A 20,910-nucleotide genomic window follows, 5' to 3' on the forward strand; every position below is an offset into this window, starting at 1 on the left:
ATGGCGGTTATACTATCACGCCCGCTTCCAGTCGCCAGTAATGCAGCCTGACATTCGTCTCGCCTTCCAGCCGCAACTGCGGCGTCACCGTGGGAAAATAGCGGCTGGACATCACCGCCTCACCATCGTTGATAAAAATCTCAATGCTGGAACGGTCGCAAAAAATATGCAGACGGGCAAGGCTGCCGTGCCAGTAACGATGCTCTTCAACGCCGCTACGCGGGTTGCGCCGCGACAGTTGTAGTTCTTCTCCATTCCAGCTCAAGCGGAGCGCATCAGCGAAATGCAGCGTTAGCGCGCCCTCTGGCTGCATCAGCAATTCGGCGCTGCTGATATCAAGCAGCTCCAGCTGTTGCGCTGCGCCCTGTAATGTCAGCGGTGAATGGCGCAGCTGCTGCAGCTCACGCGCCGGGCGTTGCCGCAGGCTGCCCTGTTCCAGCGTCAGCTCGCGTGGGCAGGTCATTTGATGGATCCAGCCGTAAGCGATGGTGGGCTGATAAAACTCATCGCCATCGGGAATGCCCATCCAGCCAAACAGCAGCCTTCTTCCGTCGCTGCTGGCGGTGGTTTGCGGAGCATAAAACTCAAAGCCAAGGTCGAGTTCATGGAAGTCGCCATGCGGGAAACGGGCGTGCTGATAATCCAGTTCACCAATAAAATAGCCGCTCTGAAAGGTATTGAGCCAGCGTTTCTGCTGAGGTGCCAGTCCCTGCGGGCAGGTAATCAGGATATCGCGCTCGCCCAGACGGAAGAGATCCGGGCACTCCCACATATAGCCAAAATCGCCCAGCCCATTAAGCTGGCTGCCGGCGATTTCGCCCAGCAGTTGCCAGCTATGCAGATCTTCACTGCGCAGCAGCAGCACTTTGCCTTCGCCTGCCAGGTTTTGCGCGCCCAGTACCATGTACCACTGCCCGTCGTCATGCCGCCACACTTTCGGGTCACGCACATGGCCGCTGTAACCCTCAGGCAGAGCCAGAACCGGGCCCAGCTTACGACAACTGCCGTCTTCTTCCAGCGTGGCCAGGCACTGCCAGGCGGTGCGGCCTTTCGCAAACTTGACGTTGCCGGTATAGATCAGCGTCAGCACGCCATCATTATCTACCGCAGAACCCGAGTAACAGCCGTGGCTTTCATACTCTTCTGACGGCACCAGCGCGATCGGCTCATGTTGCCAGTGGACCAAATCGGCGGAACGCCAGTGGCCCCAAAATTTTGCGCCGTGTGCGCAGGCCAGCGGATTCCATTGATAAAAAAGATGAAAATCGCCATCAAACTGAATAAAGCCGTTTGGGTCATTCAGCAGGCCCACCGATGGCGCCAGATGCCAGGCCGGGCGATGAGGATCCTGAGCGGCGCGGAGCTGTCCCTGCATCAGCGCCTTTACGGTTTGTTTCAGAAGTGCTGCCTCTTTCATGCGCTGGCCTCAACTTTATATTTCAGCATCAGGGAGAGCAGGAAGCCGATGCCAAAGGCGATCGCCATACCGATAATGTAGTTCACCAGCGAGCTGGCCTGCACAATGGCCATGCCCGGCAGCGCCGTCAGCCCAACCGCCGTCATATTAACGTGACTAATTACCACCCAGGCTCCTGCCGCCGCACCGCCAACGATACCGGCAATAAAGGGTTTCATATAACGCAGATTCACGCCGAAAATGGCCGCTTCAGTAATACCGAGCATGCCGGAAAAAGCGGAGGGCAGCACAATACTGCGTACCTTAACATCGCGGGTTTTAAACCAGACTGCCAGACAGGCGCCCGCCTGCGCCACATTGGCCATCGACCAGATCGGCAAAAGGAAGTTAACGCCGATTGAGGGATTGCCCAGCAGGCCCGCTTCAATGGCATGGAAGCTGTGATGTATACCGGTGACCACAATCACGGAATAGAGTCCGCCGAACAGCAACCCTGCCAGCCAGCCCGCATGAGCGATCAGCGTACTCAGTACCAGAGAAATGCCATCGCCCAGCGCCCGTCCCGCCGGACCAATGATCAGCATGGCGACAAAACCGGAAATGATTACCGTCAGGAACGGCGTCAGAATAATATCCAGCGCGTCCGGAATAACCCGACGCAGACGCTTCTCCAGCAGGCTCATAAACCAGACGGCCAGCAGCACCGGGAATACCGTGCCCTGATAGCCGATCATTGCCACATCCAGACCGAAAAAATCCATGGTTTTAAAACCGCCCGCCACGCCCCAGGCGTTGGTCAGCGCCGGATGGGTAAGAATCCCGCCCAGCGTTGCGCCAAGATAAGGGTTGCCGCCAAATTCGCGTGCGGCGGTAAAGCCAATCAGGATCGGTAGAATGATAAAGGCCGCCGAACTGAACATATCCAGCATGACAAACAGTGCGCTGTCAGGATTGACCCAGCCGTAGGTCTTCATCATGCCGAGCAGGCCCATCAGCACGCCCGATGCGACAATCGCCGGGATAATCGGCACAAAAATGTTCGACAGCAGTCGGGCGACGCGCTGCGCCGGATTCAGTTTTTGCGTTGCTGCCTGCGCCGTTTCGCCTTTGCTGGCTTCGCTGATGCCTGCCGCCTGAATAAAGGCGGCATAAACCTTGTTCACCACGCCGGTGCCGAAAATAATCTGCATTTGTCCAGCATTACGAAAGCAGCCCTTTACGCCATCCAGTTTATCGATAGCATCTTTATCTGCCTTAGCGTCATCCACCAGTACCAGACGCAGACGCGTAGCGCAGTGCGCGGCCGATGCAATATTTTCCCTGCCGCCCAATAGCGGTAAAAGCTGCTGCGCAACCTTATTAAAATCCATACTGCCCCCTGTCAGGTTATTTTTGTCTGGTGTCAGAACCAGGTTTCCATCTGCACGCCAATATTCCACTCGCCGCCGGAAGAGAAGCCGCTGCTGCCAAAGGCGTCGTCGCTGGCATAGTTATCCAGCGAGCTATCCCAGTTCATCCAGCTGGCGAAAAAACGAATTTCCGGTCGGGTAAAGAAGTCGCCGATATCGCCGACCTTGAACGTTGGTGCCAGCGTCAGCTTGTAAAAGCTACCGCTAACGCTCTGACGGTTTTTAAAGCCCTGCGGATCAAGATCCATATATTGATAGCTGCCCTCCCAGGCCAACGCGAAGTTCTGGTTAATTTCCTGGATAAAGCGGGCATTAAACGTCAGCCAGCGATAGTCATCGCCCCGCACATAGCGATCGCGACTTTGCTGAGCCAGTAGCGCCGGGGCGAAGCTCCAGGTGTTATTAATCGCGGTGGTGCCGTAGCTGGCCAGACGCCAGGTGTTGGCGTTTTGCGTCAGGTTGCCATCCGAACCAATGCCTTTTACCTCCGCGCCCAGACCGTGGCCGTACAGCAGAGCGCTTTTAGCCTGACCGGCGCGCAGCCCGTAAAAGCTGTCGTTGTGCAGCGCCGCCATGGCATGAAAACCAGTGTCACCGGCGTTGTCATTGCGAACGCCATTATTGACGCGCTCTTCGTTATCTTTGGCGCGCAGCCCGCTGAGCATAAACTGGAACGGTCCGACAAAGTTATTGGCGGTTACGATATAGTTTTGGATGGTGTTATCCACCGTTTCAATATCGCCAAAGTTGCGGCCGTAAAGAGAAAAGTTGCTGCGTACCCGATCGTTCCAGCGCACGTCATAAATTCCGCCGCCGGTTCCGGCAAGAAACACCACATCCGAGTCCAGCCAGTGAATATCAAAGTTATCGCGATCGAAGCGCTTGCCTGCCCATAGCGTGCTGTTATGGAACGCGCCGGTAAAGGTCGGCAGGCTGCCTAACTCAACGAAAGCCTGACGCAGATTCAGGCTGCTGGTATCTGCCGTCCAGTCGTTGTAGCTCTGCTGACCATCTGCCAGCATCGCTTTAAAGCGGGTTGTAGCACCGTTAGCCAGGCGGGTTTTATGTTCCAGGTTAAGTTCGACATAGGTGTTATTTTCATTGCCGAGTCTCCCTATCGCACCGCCGGTTTCGCCTGCTGGCGTCAGATAGGGACCGCTCTGCGTGCTGGTGGCCGCATCATTCATGATCAGGCCGGATCGTGCATAGCCGTGAAATTCAAACCCTTCGGCGATCTCTGGCGTTTGCGTCGGCGCGTCTGGCACGGCAGCAGTGGTCATTGGCGATGAAGAAGGCGATGGTACGGCAGCTGAAGACGCAGAAGCGGCGTGCACAGGGTTCGCTGCGGCTGGCGGCGCAGTGTTCGTCAAGGCTACCGGCTGAGACTTGTCACGCTGCTGTTCAATTCCGGCAACGCGCATTTCTGCCTGGCGGGCGCGTTTTTCCGCGTCGGCCGCGCGCTGCTCAGCCGCCTGTAGGCGAGCCTCCATAGCAGCAAGTCGGGCGGCAAGCTGATCTACGCTGGTATCGGCAAAGGCGAACGGCGTGGTGACCAGGGTAAAAGCAGCAACACCAGCCAAAGGGGTCAAGATGTTCAATTAGGCTATTCTCCAGAGGATTAACAACTTTGCTAAACCGGTTCGACAGGAGGATATTGAAATTGGATCTAGTAGATCAATAAAACTTGCTAACCCGGTTTAGTAATTGTGACCGGGCCAGCAATTTTCTGTTTTTAGTGGGGATCCTGATAAGGCAGGGCGGTCATTGCACCGCGTGCCGTTGTTGCCAGTGCGCCACAGCGTTGAGCGCTGGCGATCGCCTGCGGAAGCTCAACAGGTGAAAGGGGGTTAGGATCGCGGATCAGAGCGTCCAGCAGACCGGCAACAAACGCATCGCCTGCACCGGTAGTATCAACTACTTTAACCTGCGGGGCTGAATAGTGGCTCAGTTCGCCGTTCTGCCAGAGCGTCACGCCTGCCTTGCCCTGGGTAACCAACAGCAGAGCGGGACGATAATGCGCGCTGAAACGGGTAATGCCGTCATGCAGCTCGTTGCTGTCGGTGAGAAAATAAAGCTCTTCCAGTGAAAGCTTTATCACATCTGCTTTCAGCAGCGCCTGAGCGACAACGTCGCGCATTTCCTGTGGATCTGACCAGAGGTCTTCCCGTAGGTTAGGATCGAAACTCACCCAGCCGCCAGCCTGCTGGATACCATCGATGGCACTGAAAGCTGCGCTGCGTGATGGCTCGGCGCTGAGGGCAATCGAACAAAGATGCAGACCTTCGCCTTTCTGAAACACAGGGAGATCCGCCGGGGTCAAAAACAGATCGGCGCTCGGGCGTACCATAAAGGTAAAAGTGCGTTCGCCTTCTTCGTCCAGGCCGACCAGCACCGTTGAGGTGCGTTGGTCCGGCAGCGCACGCATATAACCGGTATCCACATTTTCCTGCTGAAGCGTTTTCCGCAGTAGCTGACCAAAGGGATCCTCTCCTGTGCAGCCAATAAAGGCGCTGTTTCCGCCCAGTCGGGCGATGCCGACCGCCACATTTGCCGGCGCGCCGCCAGGACAGACTATCAAACGCTGCTCGCCTTCCGGCAGCAGATCCACTACGGCGTCACCCAATACCCAGATACGTTTTGTCATCGCTTCCTCTTAGCTAATCATGCTAAACCGATTTAGCTAATCATGGCACATTTTTCAATGCGGGTGATAGCCCTGCGTAAACGAGCTTTAAAGGAAAAGAATTGCGGAGCGCCAGCCAGCACGGCCTGCATACGGGTAATTCTGGCTGCCTGCGCATCACCGGGCAGAGCTGTTGCGAATGATGCCTGCGGGAACAGGCGCGCGGCGGATAGCGCCCGGCACGCCGTATAAGTTACGTTTAAGGTTTTCGTGCGAAGGATCAATGAAAAGCTCAATAAAAAGTGAAAAACAGTGCTTTGCGCGCATGAACATATAAGAAATTTCTGACTATGGCCGATAAAGAGGGCACCGGTTTTATTCAGAGATCCCTTTAATGACCATCAAACGCTCTTCACTTATTATTCTGATCGCCTTACTGGCAATTTTTCTGTTCAGTTCCGTGACTAACGCTTTCCTGTTTGTGCGCAGCAATAACTCGCTCGACAGTGTGAACAAGGAAATCCGCGTGGTGTTGTCCATCATCGATCCTATCAACCACAGCCGTAACCTCCGTGTGCATCTGATGGAGTATATGAAGCAGCTGGAGAAAGGCGATATTGAGAGTGCCAACGCCAGAATGGCGGGTGTGGAAACGCTGGTGCAAAAAATGGATGATGCCTTTGCCGCCTATGTAAAAGCGCCGCGTCTGAAAGATGAAGATGTGCTGCTGGCTGAGTATCAGCGTGCCTGGCTGGCCTATAAGCAACAGGGAATCGAACCGCTGATCGCCGCAGCGCATAGCGGCGACCAGGCCGGATTCACCAGTCAGCTCACCCAGGTGGCTAAACTGGACCGCCAGTATGAAATTGCGCTGGATCAGGTGCTGGCGTTGCACGAAGCCTACGCGAAACAGCTCAACGCTACCGCTCAGCAGAACTTTAACTTCTCGGTGATCATGCTGGTGCTGTTTGCCGTGGTGTTTGTTTTCATTATTGGCCTGATCTATTTCCTGTTGAAAAAATACCTGCTTGATTCACTGCTGGCAGCGAAAGAGCAGTGCAGCAAAATTGCCGAGGGGCAGTTACAGCATACCGTACCGGTTAGCGCGACCTCACGCACTGAAATTTCTGAAGTGATGCGCTCTATTGAGCAGATGCGTCTGGCATTGATTCAGATCATTAGCCAGGTACGTGACTCTTGTCACTCCGTAGCCAACGCGTCGCAGGAAATTGCCGTTGGTAATATCGATCTCTCTTCGCGTACTGAGCAACAGGCGTCAGCGCTGACACAAACCGCAGCCAGCATGGAAGAGCTGAGTGCAACGGTAAAACAGAATACCGATAACGTTTATCAGGCAACGCGCCTGACGCAGGAAGCGGTAAAAGCGGCTCAAAGCGGTAACGAAGTCTCGAAAGCGGTGATCACTACCATGAGCGGCATCACACAGAGCTCACGGAAAATCGAAGAGATCACCACCGTGATTAACAGCATCGCCTTCCAAACCAACATTTTGGCATTGAACGCTGCGGTAGAAGCGGCGCGAGCCGGGGAGCAGGGACGGGGCTTCGCGGTAGTGGCCGGTGAAGTGCGCAATCTGGCAAGCCGTAGCGCCGCCGCCGCGCGCGAAATCGAAGAGTTGATTAAAGATTCCGTTACCAGTATCAGCCAGGGATCGCAGCAGGTGACCAAAACCGGCGAGGCGATCGCGAATATCATCGATTCCGTTACGCGCGTTAACGCACTGATGCAGGAGGTTTCTACCGCGTCCGACGAGCAGAGCCGTGGCATTATGCAGATTGAACAGGCGGTAACAGAGATGGATGGCGTGACGCAGCAAAACGCCGCGCTAGTGCAGGAATCTGCTTCTGCGGCTTCTTCACTGGAAGAACAGGTTAACTACCTGAAAAATACCGTTTCGGCGTTCCAGCTACCCGCGCATTAATCAGGCCAACAAGGGCGATAACGTTGCGTCGCCCTTTTCCAACTTGTTTCACAGAAATTGCTGGCAGAGCATAGCCATCTTTTGCGTTATTCACACGCAACTGCCATGCTCTGCTTTCTCTCTTTTTTCTCTCAGGAGTTTAGTGTGCAGGGTGTGCCGCAACAGTTTCCCAGTGAAAAGGATCGCGCCCAGTTTCTTCAGCTTAGCGAGCTGCCCGGCGTTGAACTTTATCAGGCGCATATATCACGCTATGCCTTTGAGCCTCATACCCATGAAGCGTTTGGGATCGGCGCGATTGATTTCGGCGCGGAGCGCTTTCGTTATCGCGGCGCCAGTCATATTGCGGCGGCGCAATCGCTGGTAATGATGAATCCGGACGAACTCCATACCGGCGAATCGCTGGGAGAAGAGGGCTGGCGTTACCGTATGATCTATATCGATCCTGAAACGCTGGAGACGCTGACGGGCGAGCGCGGCTGGTGGTTTACCGAGGTAGTAAAAGAGGAGCCTTTGATTGCTTGCCAGCTTTCGCAGGCGATAGCCGCATTGTGGCGGGCGCCTGATGCACTGACCGCTCACGGTCAGATGCTACAGATTGTGGATCTGTTCCGGCCTTACGCCCGTATTGCGGATAAAGCACCGCAGGAGAAAATGCACCGTTTTGATAAGGTGCGCGACTATTTGCGTGCCAGCTATGCCCAGTCGGTCACCCTGGCGGAACTGGCTGAACTGGTTTCGCTCAGTCCTTATCATTTTTTGCGTCAGTTTAAATATCACTTTCATGTTACGCCGCACCAGATGCTGATGGCCTTTCGTCTGTTTGAGGCCAAGCGCATGTTGGCGCAGGGTTACAGCGCCGCCGATGTTGCTCTTGGCGTGGGGTTAACCGATCAGGCGCATCTGACACGCGCGTTTGCTCATCGCTATGGCATAACCCCCGTTCGCTACCAGAAGCAGATAGCTGGCCGTTAAAAGCCGTCGACCAGCGCCAGTGATCCTCTCCTGCGCCGATCGCAATCTCCTACAATATTTTCCGCTCAACCTGCGTCACAATGGCCGCTCATATAATTGTTAATGAGACCGCTATGCTTGCAGGAGTACTTTTTGCGCTGGCCGCTGGCCTGCTATGGGGCCTGATTTTTGTTAGCCCGCTACTGGTGCCGGAATATCCCGCCACAATGCTTTCCGCCGGCCGCTATCTGGCCTTTGGAATGATCGCTCTGGCGTTAGCCTGGCACGACCGGCACCGTTTGAAACGGTTATCACGCGGCGACTGGGCAGAAGCTTTCCGTCTGACGCTGATAGGCAATCTTCTTTATTACAGCTGTCTCGCCGCCGCTATTCAGCGTACCGGCGCACCCGTATCAACCATGCTGATCGGAACACTGCCGGTAGTAATAACCATCACTTCAAACCTGTTATATGGTGGTCAGGAGGGGCGCTTAGCCTGGGGTAAGCTAATGCCTGCACTGCTACTGATCGTTGTCGGTTTAGTCTGCGTGAATGTGGCTGAGTTACGCGGCGCGGCGCAACACATTGAATGGGCCAGTTATCTGAGCGGTATTGCCCTGGCGGTTATGGCGGTGATCTGTTGGACCTGGTATCCGCTGCGCAACGCCCGTTGGCTACGCGCTAACCCCGATAAAAAACCGGGGACCTGGGCTACGGCACAGGGCGTGGCAACGCTGCCGCTGGCACTACTGGCCTGGCTGCTGGTAGCCCTGATGATGAACTGGACTATGCCAGGTTTTGCTCTGCCTTTCGGCCCCCGGCCAGAGGTCTTTATTCCTCTGATGCTGGCGATTGGGCTGTTTTGCTCATGGATTGGGGCGCTGTGCTGGAATGAAGCCTGTCAGCGTTTGCCGACGGTGCTGGTAGGGCCGCTTATCGTTTTCGAAACGCTGGCGGGGCTGGCCTATACTTTCATGCTGCGCCAGAGCTGGCCACCGCTGCTCACGCTAATGGGAATTGCCTGTTTAATTATTGGCGTATTGATTGCTATTCGCATTAAACCTGAGCCAATAGTCGCACCGTTGGATATTTCCCCATAATTTACTTAGAAAAAGCGTCCGGTTTAAATAGCTGACCAGGCGCTTTTAAGAAAACCCTCAACGGCTTTTCACCGTTTTTGTTTTGATTTGCGTTAAGTGGCAACGTTTACGTAAAAAAAGCCCGTCCGGGAAATAAAATTTTTGCTGAAAGGGAGCTAATATTGCAGTAGATAAAAATTGGCCCTGATATTAAGATAATACTTAACCTGATAACGGCGGTAACCTGGGTCATTTCTCAACTAACTATCTGATTGTCTTGCCATAAGTGCCCCCTCCTGCGCTATCGGATTTTTCGCTAAAACGTTTCAACCCAGACGCATAAATGTCAAAGTTTACTACTGTATCGCTAATGTGTTGCACATCACATTATGGTAAAAATCGCGATCCAAACATTGCTTGAGTTGCCCTCAACAAGCAGAGCGGTAAACAAAGATCCTCTTACAAAAATCATTAGAAACCTGAAAGTGAAAACGGTTAAGACCATCTTTTGAACGCATTGCAACGTGATAATCATTAACTGTGCTTAATGACTTTGCGGCGATCCTGCGATGAGTAGGGTACGGCAAGCAGATAAATCAGACCCCGATTTGCCATAAAAGGCATGGACAAACCGATACAGATTTATCTGGAAAGTATAAGGCAGATTGAAGCGAAATGGACCGTTACAGAGAAGACTATTAAAAGGGCTGAAGTGCTTCCCGGCCGCCTTTCCTGCATAAGTAAAGAAAGGTAAGCCGGGAAATACCTGAAATAAAGGGTTTTAATGTGAGTGTGATAAAAGAAAGCCTAAAAAACAATCGTGCCCAAACTGAAATAGTTCAGGAAAAAATGGTACGAATGGCTTGTTCTTAAAATTTTAATTAATTTCACACATCTTTGCTTATCAGATTTATCCTGAGCGTAGGCATTATTATTTAATCAGTGATTATCACACTGCCCGGAAGGATAGTGATAAACGCTACGGCTAATATCAAGCAGGCGGCAGCTACGGCGTGTACCTATCTCGAAAGTATCCTGTAAATAATTAACTGCTTGCCGCTTATCATTAGTCGTAAAGAAGTTTTTGACCACGCTTTGCAGCATCGCTTTATCAGAACTCAGAATTTGCAGTTCCCGGTTTAGTGCCTGCAGTCTCTCCTCTAACTCTTTGATTTTTCTACCTTCCTCGGAAGATAACCCAGCGTACTTCTTCTTCCAGCTATAAAAGGTCGCTTCAGAAATCCCCAAATCTTCACAGATATCTTTGACCTTAACGCCACACTCAGAAGCTTTAATCGCATTGGTGATTTGCTCTTCGGTGTATCGTGACTTTCTCATAAATGCTGTTACCTTTCTAATCAATTAATGGATGAGAAAAGCTGCAATAATAAATGGATCTAATCCCCTGGAATATTAAAGCAGCGTTTTAAAGTGCGCGATTTGAATGGCAAGCAATAAGTTAAGTTATCCTGTAGAAATATCATCATGGGATTTCTCTTATTTTATCTTTGGCTTAAACCCATACCTTTCTCAGCACCCAGTTTTGTTATAAATTCACTTCCCGTCAGGTGAACGATTTTGACAATGCTGGCACTCCACCGGAAACTTGCGTAACGGTAAATTTGTGCCAGGGTAGCTTTCAAAAAATAATTTTTATGAAATCGTTTACACAAAATTGAAAAGACCATTTTTTACCAGATAGCCTATGAGAAAAATCTCATGAAAAGGCAAGTAACCGTTATTTAGATAACCGGTAGTGGAATGTGGTTTTTAATCTTGTGCCGCCAGAGTTCACTGTGCGTAATTGTACGTTTAAAACACGGACGTCTTTTTCATATGTGAGAAGTGAGAAATACAAAGGATGCGTCGATGAAATACAGTGTGATGTCCAACGCCGCCTGGATGATATCTGAAAAATTTGTTTCCATATTTGGCGTAATTTTTGTCACGTCTTATGTAGCAAAATCTTTTGGACCCACGGTATTTGGTCAGATGTCTTTTTCAACATCGCTGTTCTCAGTGGTGCAAACTATTGCAATTTTTGGCACTGAAACCCTTCTGTTCAAGCGCATCAGTAAAAGCGCACAGAAAGGGATGCGTCTGATGACCATCGCCAAAAAGCTGCGTTTGGCTTTACTGTTGCTGCTTTCCTTGCCGCTTTTGGTTTGGATGTACTACCACATGCGCGAGAACTATCTCGCCTTTGCGTTGGCTTCGTTTGTAGCGGCGCTGTTTGTTACGCAGGATACCTTTAGCGTTTTTAACAATGCCCAGCTGGCGTCGCGCTTTAATACGATTGCCAACACCGTGGGCATGTTGCTGGGCTTTGCTATTAGCTTTAGCGTTGCCTGGCTAAAGTTGAGCCCGCTGTGGTTGACCTTGTCTATTGTCGCCGTCACGCTGGTACCATACATGATTAAACGGTATAGCTTTTATCAGCGTTACAGTGATGAAGAACCGCCGCCAGGTAAAAGCGGCAGTTATCTGCGTTACTTAATATATGCCGGACTGCCTTTAGCGATTTCGAGCATATTTATTTCAATTCAGATAAAAATGGCGCAATTCTTCCTGGTCAGCGTAGGGACTGCAAGGGATGTTGGGTTATTTAACGCAGCGAATATCATTTCTGCATCATGGATATTTATTCCTGCGGCAATTATTACCTCAAGCTTTACTGAAATATTCAGAGAGCAGTCAGAGAAGGCGTTAAAGCTGACTGCACGGTTGAATGGCTATGTCATGGTTATTTCACTATTGATGCTGCTTATCGTATCCCTTTACGGTGAGAAGATCATTATTACCCTGTATGGGGAAGATTACACACAATCAGGAAGTATCGTTACGTTGTTGTCATTAGCAACTTGCTTTTCGTCAATGGGGACGGTCGCATATCGTTATATGGTCAAAGAAGGAGGTTTTAATTATCTGTTGAAGAAAATTCTCTGTCTGATGTTAATCAGCATACCGCTGGCATGGTTATTAATTACCTGTTTTGGTTTGGTTGGCGCAGCCTGGAGCGTTTTAATCACAGAAATTCTGTCCCTGACCGTAATGAATTACTTCTTTAAGCATGGCGTCATTCGCAAGATCCACGTTTCCTCACTCAACTACAAAACTTACAAATGAGGTTAAAATGTCTAAGTTTAAAGATGAATTAAGAAGAAGCGTTCTTTATTTTGTTAAGAAAATGCCGTGGGCATATCAGGACCGCATTCACTATTTTCGTAAATTTAAAAGACTACCCAACATCCGTGAACCCAAGCTGTTTAATGAGAAGGTTCTGTATCGTAAGTTTGTCAACGGCGACTATGCCCGTTACGGCAAACTCTCCGATAAGTTCACGGTACGCGATTATATTGCTGAAGCGATTGGCGAAGAGTATTTGATCCCACTGGTGCATGAAACCAGCGATCCGACGACGCTGCTGAGCTTGCCTGGCCTGAAGAACACGGTGGTTAAGCCTAACCATGGTTCTAACATGGTAGAAATTTTGTTAGAAGAGCCTGATAGCCTGCAAAAGCAGCTGATCATTAATCGTTGCCAGGAATGGCTGCGTAAAGACTTTTCTGAAGAAGCGCGCGAAATTCATTACCGTTATATTAAGCCGCGCATTCTGGTTGAGCAGTATATCGGCGATGGGAAAAGTGCGCCGATCGATTATAAGTTCCACATGTTCAATAAAAAGGACGGTAATTTTGAATATGTGCTGCAGGTGATCTACAACCGCAGCAATCCGGCGTTGTCGATGAACTTTTACGTTAACAACCTAAAAGAAGCCTGGTACAAAATTCGCGATACGGGTCTTGACCTTAATGGAGTGATGCCGAAGCTGGAGCACGCATTAGCGTTAAGTAAAACCCTGGCGAAAGATTTCGATTATGTTCGTGTGGACTGGTATATCCATGAAGAGCAGGTGTGGTTTGGCGAATTAACCTTTACGCCAGGCGCAGGATTGGTTACCGGCCTCGACCGTGGACTGAATCGGATGATGGGTGAAATGTGGTTGCAGGATCATATCACGCAGCCAACGCCAGGCGCTTCGCCGGATGTGACCGACGTAACGCTGCCGGCGATACTAAAAAAAGTATAGTGGTGTTCGGCTGGGTGAATAATAAAAAAAGCGAGCCAGCAAGCTCGCTTTTTTTATCAGGCAATTAATCAGGGCATCGGCCATGCAGGTGGCGTCTGGCTCATGATATTAATAAATGCCTCTTTGGTGATGTTCAGGAAATTATTGAAATTTTCCATACTGAACGTCATCCCCAATAGACCAGCAACAAACCAGCAGGTCAGGCCCACGCCAATGCCGCTAAAAACAAAGGCCATTACCGGATGGCTTGTCTGACGACATTTTGTTTTAAAAGTGCTGGCGAAAAACATTAGTACGGCGCTCAGCAATTCCCAACGCATTACAACAAGGCTGGCGGTAAGCGTAGCCATAATATGCAACCCCTGTGTCTTATCAACCCTGACGCCTGGAAGGAAAAGACAGCGATAAAGATGTCAGGAAGTCTTTATCGGTCATAAACGTAGAGTACTAAAGTGTGACTTGGGTCACATTATAACACTAGATTTTAAAATTTGAACAAAATTTACACCGGCAAAAACGGCTGTTAGCCGTTTAAAAATTAATCGCAGACCAGCACAAAGCGGCGCTCCAGGATGAGTCCTAATCAGACACATTACCGACGAGCAAAAAGAATATAACTAATTGTTTTATCGGCGAATTACAGAGCGATCACCTGCTTTGAGATGAATCTGACCGTCCGTCTTATTGTACCGGGCATGGCATTCAGTCAGTCTTTTTCGAAGTTGCGGGCGCAACCGCTTCGCCCTTTTTATGCACGCCGCTAGCGCTGCGTCTGCCCCTATTATTCAGGACCTATTTATGACCAGGTTGCTTTCTGCTGCTGACATCGGTCTCAGGCATCGCCCACAGCCCAGCACATCGTTTCCCGGCCTCTGTTACGGAGGACGATGTGATTAAATCTCACCCTCACTTTTCTGAAACCGCTCCGGCGATCGCGCGTCCCACACTGCGCAAATCGCTGCAGCGTATTCATCTGATCATTATCGTTGTTTCCATGACGATTTCCTGCATCTCTTTGTCCACGCTTTCCCTGATTGCGTTACGTAACTATGCAGAAAATAACCTGGAGCTATTGGCCTCAACGCTGAGCTATACGGTGCAGTCGGCAGTAATAAAAGGCGACGGACAGATTATCCGCGAAGCGCTGGCGGAAATTGGCGGGCGTGGCTGTCTGGCCGACGGACGGGTGTATGACGGACAGGGGCGGTTATTAGCCAGCTGGCATGAGGCCTCGCATCAGAGCAAAAACGGCCTGGAACGCCTGATTGCGCGCTGGTTTTTTCCGCAGCCGATGAGTATACCGGTGATGCATGGTGGGGAAGAGATTGGAAAGATCTGGCTTATCGGTAACGCCAGTCAGGTTATCCAATATATCTATAAAACGCTTGCCTGGCTGGCTGCCAGCCTGCTGACCACGGCAACGCTGGCTTCACTGCTGTCGCGGCGGATGCATGCCGGGATTATACAGGCGCTCCAAAGTATTACCCTGGTAACCCAGGATGTACGGCAGCGTCGCGCTTTTGGTCGCCGGGTTCCTGCTGCTGAAATCGCTGAGCTACAGGCGCTCAGCCATGATTTTAATTGCCTGCTGGCGGAGCTGGACGAATGGCAAAGCCATATGAAGCGTGAACATGACTATCTGACGCATCAGGCCAGTCATGACAGCCTGACCGGCTTAATGAACCGTATCGCATTTGAACAGGCGCTGACTCAGGCTTTTGCTGATAACGCGCAGCGACAAAGGCTGGCAGTGCTGTTTATTGATGGCGATCGCTTTAAGCAGATCAATGATACATGGGGACATGCGGCAGGCGATGCCATTATTACCGCCACCGCACAGCGGCTGCGCGCGCAGGTAAGAAAAACAGATATCGTGGCGCGCCTCGGCGGCGATGAATTTGCGGTTCTGTTGCGTAATATCACTGAGCCGGAGGAGATAGCCACGGTAGTCGAGCATCTGATGATCAGCATGGAAAGTCCGCTGCTTTTGCCGGACGGCGAGCCAATTATCTGGTCGGTGAGCATTGGCGCAGCGATGGGAAAAAATGCGCGATCCACAGAAGGGTTAATGGCTCAGGCAGATGCTGCTATGTATCACATCAAATCGCTGGGCGGCGGATGGTACTTATCGCCGCTGCTACAAAGCCATCCACAGGCTGAAATAGCCTGAAAGCGGCCCGGCAAACGCGCCGGGCCTGGCTTACGCTTTTAACCGCTGACCGGGCAGCAGATGCCGGTGGTACGCTGGGCGTAACTGCCAATAACATCGTTACGATTATAATTAACGGAACGCTGACGCAGCGCGCTTTGACGACGCATGCTGTGGCGATAGGCCGTGGGCGTTTGTGAAAACTGACGGCGGAATACGCGCGAAAAAGTTTGCTGCGAGTCAAAACCATACTGCATCGCAATATCAAATACCGGACGCTGGGTCAGAGTAAGAGCTTCCGCCGCCAGCGTCAGTCGACGCTCGCGAATATAGCTGCCCAACGTCTGTTTCGTTACGGTACGGAACATACGTTGCAGGTGCCATTTTGAGTAGCCTGCTTTGGCGGCGACTTCATCGATGGACAAGTTTTTATCTAAGTTCTGATCAATCCAGTCAGTCAGAGAATGAATAATGTCGTTATGCATCATGACTACGTCCTTCTGATGAGATTTTAAGCGTTGCGGGTTAATGGGGTGGGAGTATAATTCCTCAAGTTAACTTGAGGTAAAGCGCAAAATGAAAAAAAACAGTTCTCCCAAACCGGTACTGACGCCAGGCGAAGTGGCGAAACGTAGTGGGGTAGCGGTTTCCGCGCTGCATTTTTATGAGGCGAAAGGGCTGATCGCCAGCACGCGCAATGGTGGAAATCAACGGCGCTACAGCCGTGATGTGCTGCGCCGCGTGGCAATCATTAAAATTGCCCAGCGCATCGGCATTCCCCTGGCGACGGTTAGCGAAAGTCTGGCGCATATGCCGGTCGAAAAGCGTATTTCGCCTAAAGCCTGGGAAGAACTCACAGAGCAGTGGCGCGCCGAGCTAACGAAACGGATCGAGACCCTCACGCACCTGCGTGACGATCTTGACGGCTGCATCGGCTGCGGCTGTTTATCGATGCGCGACTGTCCGTTGCGCAACCCCGGCGACCGGCTGGCGGAGAAGGGCACCGGCGCGATCCTGCTCGATCCGCAGCGCGAAGAGGAGTAGCCGCTATACTGGAGGCTGGCGCTTAACCACAGGAATCGGCCATGATCGTTGTCCATCATCTCAACAACTCCCGTTCTCAGCGCATCCTCTGGCTACTGGAAGAGCTGGAGCTGCCCTATGAAATCCGGCGCTATCAGCGTCAGGCAAATATGCTGGCGCCGGAGGCGCTGAAACAGGTGCATCCGTTGGGGAAAGCGCCGGTTATCAGCGACGGCAATCGCGTAGTGGCTGAATCGGGCGCGATTCTGGAATATCTGGCGGACCGCTACGATGCCCAACAGCGGTTGACGCCGCAGAATGAAGAGGAAGCGTTGCAGAGTCGTTACTGGCTGCACTATGCGGAAGGGTCGCTGATGCCGCTGGTGGTTATGCGCCTGATCTTCAGCAGAATGGGCAAGCCGCCGGTGCCCTGGCTGTTGCGTCCCATCGGCGCAGCCTTCGGTAACGGCGTGCGTAAAGGCTTTATCGATAAGCAGCTGGCCACGCATCGTGAGTTTATCGAGCGACATCTGACTACCCATAGCTGGTTCGCTGGCGAACGGCTTACGCTGGCGGATTTTCAAATGAGCTTTCCTGTTCAGGGGCTGGCGGCGCGCGGCGGGTTGAATAATATGCCGGCAACGCAGGACTGGCTTGCTAACATTATGCGTCGTCCCGCCTGGCAGCGCGCCATTCAGCAGGGCGGCGAACTCGATCTGGCGGCGGAGTAGCCAGATAAAGAGGACGTAACGGCTCTTCCTTGCGAATTATCCTGGTTCAGGCGTAAACAGCAGTTGAAAATATGCCCGTAAAGGCAGGATAATCGTTTGCCTTTTTACAGGCCACTATTGCGGCCTAATTCGCGCGGCGAAGTAATCGTTTGCTTTTTTTACTGGCGTCTTCTGTTCATTTCACGCCAGCATCTATCCAGGGATATAAAAACGGTGCGTTCTGTCGCCGCGCAGGCTGTCATCCAAAAATAATGAGGTTTTTCATGTCGACTCCAACACAACCCGCGCGTCGCTCGCTTGATAGCTGGTTCCAAATTTCTGCGCGCGGCAGCAGCGTGCGTCAGGAGATCCTGGCGGGTTTAACCACCTTCCTGGCGATGGTCTATTCGGTGATCGTAGTACCGGGAATGCTGGGTAAGGCGGGCTTTCCGCCCGCTGCGGTGTTCGTTTCCACCTGTCTGGTGGCCAGTTTTGGTTCCATTATTATGGGGCTGTGGGCAAACCTGCCGATGGCAATCGGCTGCGCCATCTCACTGACCGCGTTTACCGCGTTTAGCCTGGTACTGGGGCAGCAAATCACCATTCCGGTGGCGCTGGGCGCTGTTTTCCTGATGGGCGTACTGTTTACCCTGATCTCCGCCACCGGCATTCGCGCCTGGATTTTGCGTAACCTGCCGATGGGCGTGGCGCATGGTACCGGCGTTGGTATTGGCCTGTTTTTACTGTTAATCGCTGCGGACGGCGTTGGCCTGGTGGTAAAAAATCCTGCTCCCGGTCTGCCGGTGGCGCTGGGGGATTTTACCTCTTTCCCGGTTATGATGAGCCTGCTGGGTCTGGCGGTGATTTTCGGTCTGGAAAAACGCCGTGTGCCGGGCGGCATCCTGCTGACAATCATTGCTATCTCTTTGATTGGTCTGGCGGTGGATCCGGCGGTCAGCTTTAAAGGGTTGTTTGCCATGCCCAGCCTGCGCGACGCAAATGGTCAGTCGCTGCTGTTCAGCCTGGATATTGGCGGCGCGTTGCAGGCGGCGGTACTGCCAAGCGTACTGGCGCTGGTGATGACGGCGGTATTTGATGCCACCGGCACGATCCGCGCCGTGGCCGGACAGGCTAACCTGCTGGATAAAGACGGGCAGATCATCAGCGGCGGCAAAGCGCTTACCACCGATTCGGTTAGCAGTATTTTTGCCGGCCTGGTCGGGGCATCACCGGCGGCGGTCTATATCGAATCGGCAGCCGGAACCGCAGCGGGCGGTAAAACCGGCCTGACGGCGATTGTAGTCGGTCTGCTGTTTTTGTTGATCCTGTTTATGTCGCCGCTGGCCTATCTGGTTCCGGCCTACGCCACCGCTCCCGCGCTGATGTATGTCGGGCTGTTGATGTTGAGCAACGTTGCGAAAATCGACTTTAATGATTTTGTCGATGCGATGTCCGGCCTGCTGACGGCAGTGTTTATCGTGCTGACCTGTAACATTGTTACCGGCATTATGCTGGGCTTCGGCGCGTTGGTGATTGGTCGTATATTTGCTGGCGAATGGCGTCGGCTGAATATTGGCACCGTGATTATCGCTATCGCTCTGGTGATCTTCTATGCCGGAGGTTGGGCGCTTTGATCGTTCAGGCGCGGCCGCAGTGCCGCGCTTTCCTTTATTTTTCCGTCACTTTCCTCTGATTTCTTTCATCTACAAAGAAATATCCTGAAGCGTAAACGATCGCACGCCATGTTTTTAACAGCTCGATCGTTTTGTTTTACACTGCTACGGGGTAACCCCAGGGTAATCGATTCACATATGCCTGTTGGAAGAGGCTATAAGGAAAGCATGGAAATCTTTTTTACTATTCTCATTATGACGCTGGTGGTGTCACTGTCCGGCGTTGCCGCCCGTATTATCCCGTTCCAGATCCCTCTGCCGCTGGTGCAAATCGCCGCCGGTGCGCTATTGGCATGGCCAACCTTTGGCCTGCATGTGGATTTCGATCCGGAACTGTTCCTGGTACTGTTTATTCCGCCGCTGCTGTTTGCCGACGGCTGGAAAACGCCGGTCAATGAGTTCCTGCATCATGGTCGGGAAATCATGGGACTGGCCTTAATGCTGGTACTGATTACGGTTGTGGGTATTGGCTATCTGATCTACTGGATGGTGCCAGGCATTCCGTTAGTGCCCGCCTTTGCGCTGGCAGCGGTGCTGTCGCCGACCGATGCCGTGGCCCTTTCCGGTATTGTTGGCGAAGGCCGTATTCCCAAGAAGATTATGTCGATACTACAGGGTGAAGCGCTAATGAATGACGCTTCCGGCCTGGTATCACTGAAATTTGCCGTCGCGGTGGCGATGGGAACCATGGTCTTTACCGTCTCCGGCGCGACGGTGGAATTTTTTAAAGTCGCGATCGGCGGTCTGCTGGCGGGCGCTGCGGTCTGCTGGATATTTGGTAAATCGCTGCGTCTGTTCAGCCGCCTGAGCGGTGACGATCCCGCAACACAAACCGTACTGCTGCTGCTGCTGCCGTTTGCCTCTTATCTGATTGCGGAGCATCTGGGCGTATCGGGTATTCTGGCGGCCGTGGCGGCCGGTATGATGATCACCCGTTCCGGTATTATGCGTCGTGCGCCGCTGGCGATGCGTCTGCGCGCCAACAGTGTCTGGCAGATGCTGGAATTTGTGTTTAACGGCATGGTGTTTTTGATGCTGGGCCTGCAGTTGCCGGGCATTCTGGAAACCTCCATTACCGAAGCCAATGCCGATCCTAACGTTGAGCTGTGGATGCTGTTTACCGACATCCTGCTGGTTTACGCCGCCTTGATGCTGGTGCGTTACGGCTGGCTGTGGGTCATGCAGCGCATCAGCAAGCGTTTCCTGAGCAAAAAACCCATGGAGTTCAGCAATTACAGTTCGCGTGAATTGCTGATCGCCTCCGTAGCGGGTGTTCGCGGTGCGATTACGCTGGCTGGCGTGCTGTCGATTCCGCTGTTTCTGCCTAACGGCGAGGCGTTTCCGGGGCGTTATGAACTGGTATTCCTCGCAACCGGCGTTATTCTGTTCTCGCTGTTCGTGGGCGTGATTGTTCTGCCATTACTGCTGCGCGGGATTGATGGCATCGACAAGTCCGTACATCGCCGTGAGCTACAGCAGGCGCGGGCGATCATGGCGGGCGTGGCGATTGACAGCCTGTATAAGATGGAAGAGCGGCTGGCGCATGACACGGAAGAGAATGTGGATAACGAGCTGCTTAAAGAGGTGAGCTCGCGCGTGATCGGTAATCTGCGTCGTCGTGCTGACGGGCAGGGCGATCTGGATAATGCCCATATCGCCGAAGAGCTGGAACGCCGCTTCCGACTTACTGCGCTGCGCGCCGAACGTGCCGAACTTTATCATCTGCGCGCCACGCAGCAGATCAGCAATGAAACCATGCAACAACTGTTGCGCGATCTCGATCTGCTGGAAGCGCTGCTGGTAGAGAAAGATCATTAAAAGCGGCAGGCGGGCACCTTTGCCCG

General features: G+C 52.4%; 17 protein-coding genes. 10 read left to right on the top strand and 7 right to left on the bottom strand.

Features of this window, described 5'->3' with window-relative positions:
• Positions 1-7 precede the first annotated feature (7 nt).
• The 4 genes from ACQE3Z_RS07765 to ACQE3Z_RS07780 all read right to left on the bottom strand — a co-directional run bounded on the left by ACQE3Z_RS07765 (position 8) and on the right by ACQE3Z_RS07780 (position 5,470).
• Positions 8-1,417 (bottom strand): sucrose-6-phosphate hydrolase, encoded by a 1,410-nt coding sequence (locus tag ACQE3Z_RS07765; protein ID WP_426973141.1) that lies wholly within the window; start codon positions 1,415-1,417, stop codon positions 8-10.
• Positions 1,414-2,787, bottom strand: coding sequence for a sucrose-specific PTS transporter subunit IIBC (locus ACQE3Z_RS07770; RefSeq protein WP_426973142.1), 1,374 nt, complete (start codon positions 2,785-2,787; stop codon positions 1,414-1,416). Before ACQE3Z_RS07770 ends, ACQE3Z_RS07765 begins: the two co-directional genes overlap by 4 nt.
• A gap of 32 nt (positions 2,788-2,819) precedes the next feature.
• On the bottom strand, positions 2,820-4,316 hold the full coding sequence (locus tag ACQE3Z_RS07775; protein ID WP_426973737.1) for a carbohydrate porin: 1,497 nt from the start codon (positions 4,314-4,316) through the stop codon (positions 2,820-2,822).
• A 242-nt stretch (positions 4,317-4,558) separates the two neighbouring features.
• Positions 4,559-5,470 carry an aminoimidazole riboside kinase gene (locus ACQE3Z_RS07780; protein WP_426973144.1) on the bottom strand — a complete coding sequence of 304 codons (912 nt, stop codon included), beginning with the start codon at positions 5,468-5,470 and terminating at the stop codon, positions 4,559-4,561.
• A gap of 373 nt (positions 5,471-5,843) precedes the next feature.
• On the opposite strand from ACQE3Z_RS07780, the gene ACQE3Z_RS07785 reads away from it, so the two are divergent.
• The 3 genes from ACQE3Z_RS07785 (at position 5,844) to ACQE3Z_RS07795 (ending at position 9,442) form a co-directional block, all read left to right on the top strand.
• Complete coding sequence (locus ACQE3Z_RS07785; RefSeq protein ID WP_426973146.1) at positions 5,844-7,391, top strand: methyl-accepting chemotaxis protein; 1,548 nt, start codon at positions 5,844-5,846, stop codon at positions 7,389-7,391.
• A gap of 144 nt (positions 7,392-7,535) precedes the next feature.
• Positions 7,536-8,363 carry an AraC family ligand binding domain-containing protein gene (locus tag ACQE3Z_RS07790; protein ID WP_426973147.1) on the top strand — a complete coding sequence of 276 codons (828 nt, stop codon included), beginning with the start codon at positions 7,536-7,538 and terminating at the stop codon, positions 8,361-8,363.
• A gap of 113 nt (positions 8,364-8,476) precedes the next feature.
• The gene (locus ACQE3Z_RS07795) at positions 8,477-9,442 is read left to right on the top strand and encodes a DMT family transporter (RefSeq protein ID WP_426973148.1); all 966 of its coding nucleotides are present in this window, start codon (positions 8,477-8,479) and stop codon (positions 9,440-9,442) included.
• A gap of 918 nt (positions 9,443-10,360) precedes the next feature.
• Here the strand turns inward: ACQE3Z_RS07795 and ACQE3Z_RS07800 are convergent.
• A complete protein-coding gene (locus ACQE3Z_RS07800; RefSeq protein WP_085069697.1) occupies positions 10,361-10,759 on the bottom strand; it encodes a transposase in 399 nt (132 codons plus the stop codon).
• A gap of 531 nt (positions 10,760-11,290) precedes the next feature.
• Here ACQE3Z_RS07800 and ACQE3Z_RS07805 point away from each other — a divergent pair.
• Complete coding sequence (locus tag ACQE3Z_RS07805; protein WP_426973150.1) at positions 11,291-12,547, top strand: oligosaccharide flippase family protein; 1,257 nt, start codon at positions 11,291-11,293, stop codon at positions 12,545-12,547.
• Between the two features lie 7 nt (positions 12,548-12,554).
• The gene (locus ACQE3Z_RS07810; protein WP_426973151.1) at positions 12,555-13,511 is read left to right on the top strand and encodes an ATP-grasp fold amidoligase family protein; all 957 of its coding nucleotides are present in this window, start codon (positions 12,555-12,557) and stop codon (positions 13,509-13,511) included.
• Between the two features lie 68 nt (positions 13,512-13,579).
• On the opposite strand, the gene ACQE3Z_RS07815 is transcribed toward ACQE3Z_RS07810, so the two are convergent.
• Positions 13,580-13,861, bottom strand: a complete 282-nt coding sequence (locus ACQE3Z_RS07815) for a YjcB family protein (protein ID WP_085069703.1) — start codon at positions 13,859-13,861, stop codon at positions 13,580-13,582.
• Positions 13,862-14,400: 539 nt separating this feature from the next.
• Here ACQE3Z_RS07815 and ACQE3Z_RS07820 point away from each other — a divergent pair.
• Positions 14,401-15,681: a diguanylate cyclase domain-containing protein gene (locus ACQE3Z_RS07820; protein ID WP_426973152.1), complete on the top strand. Its 1,281-nt coding sequence runs from the start codon at positions 14,401-14,403 to the stop codon at positions 15,679-15,681.
• Positions 15,682-15,719: 38 nt separating this feature from the next.
• Here the strand turns inward: ACQE3Z_RS07820 and soxS are convergent, their stop codons facing one another.
• On the bottom strand, positions 15,720-16,148 hold the full coding sequence (soxS, locus tag ACQE3Z_RS07825) for a superoxide response transcriptional regulator SoxS (RefSeq protein WP_250651039.1): 429 nt from the start codon (positions 16,146-16,148) through the stop codon (positions 15,720-15,722).
• A gap of 88 nt (positions 16,149-16,236) precedes the next feature.
• Here soxS and soxR point away from each other — a divergent pair, with 88 nt between their 5' ends.
• The 4 genes from soxR (at position 16,237) to ACQE3Z_RS07845 (ending at position 20,884) form a co-directional block, all read left to right on the top strand.
• Positions 16,237-16,704: a redox-sensitive transcriptional activator SoxR gene (gene soxR / locus ACQE3Z_RS07830; RefSeq protein ID WP_085069709.1), complete on the top strand. Its 468-nt coding sequence runs from the start codon at positions 16,237-16,239 to the stop codon at positions 16,702-16,704.
• Between the two features lie 41 nt (positions 16,705-16,745).
• Positions 16,746-17,414, top strand: a complete 669-nt coding sequence (locus ACQE3Z_RS07835) for a glutathione S-transferase (RefSeq protein ID WP_426973153.1) — start codon at positions 16,746-16,748, stop codon at positions 17,412-17,414.
• A 263-nt stretch (positions 17,415-17,677) separates the two neighbouring features.
• Entirely contained in the window at positions 17,678-19,027 is a 1,350-nt protein-coding gene (locus ACQE3Z_RS07840) for an NCS2 family permease (protein ID WP_085069713.1), read from the top strand.
• A 207-nt stretch (positions 19,028-19,234) separates the two neighbouring features.
• Positions 19,235-20,884 carry a Na+/H+ antiporter gene (locus tag ACQE3Z_RS07845; RefSeq protein ID WP_426973155.1) on the top strand — a complete coding sequence of 550 codons (1,650 nt, stop codon included), beginning with the start codon at positions 19,235-19,237 and terminating at the stop codon, positions 20,882-20,884.
• Positions 20,885-20,910 lie beyond the last annotated feature (26 nt).

The sequence above is a fragment of the Pantoea sp. FN0307 genome, assembly GCF_050113815.1.
Lineage (GTDB): Bacteria > Pseudomonadota > Gammaproteobacteria > Enterobacterales > Enterobacteriaceae > Mixta > Mixta alhagi.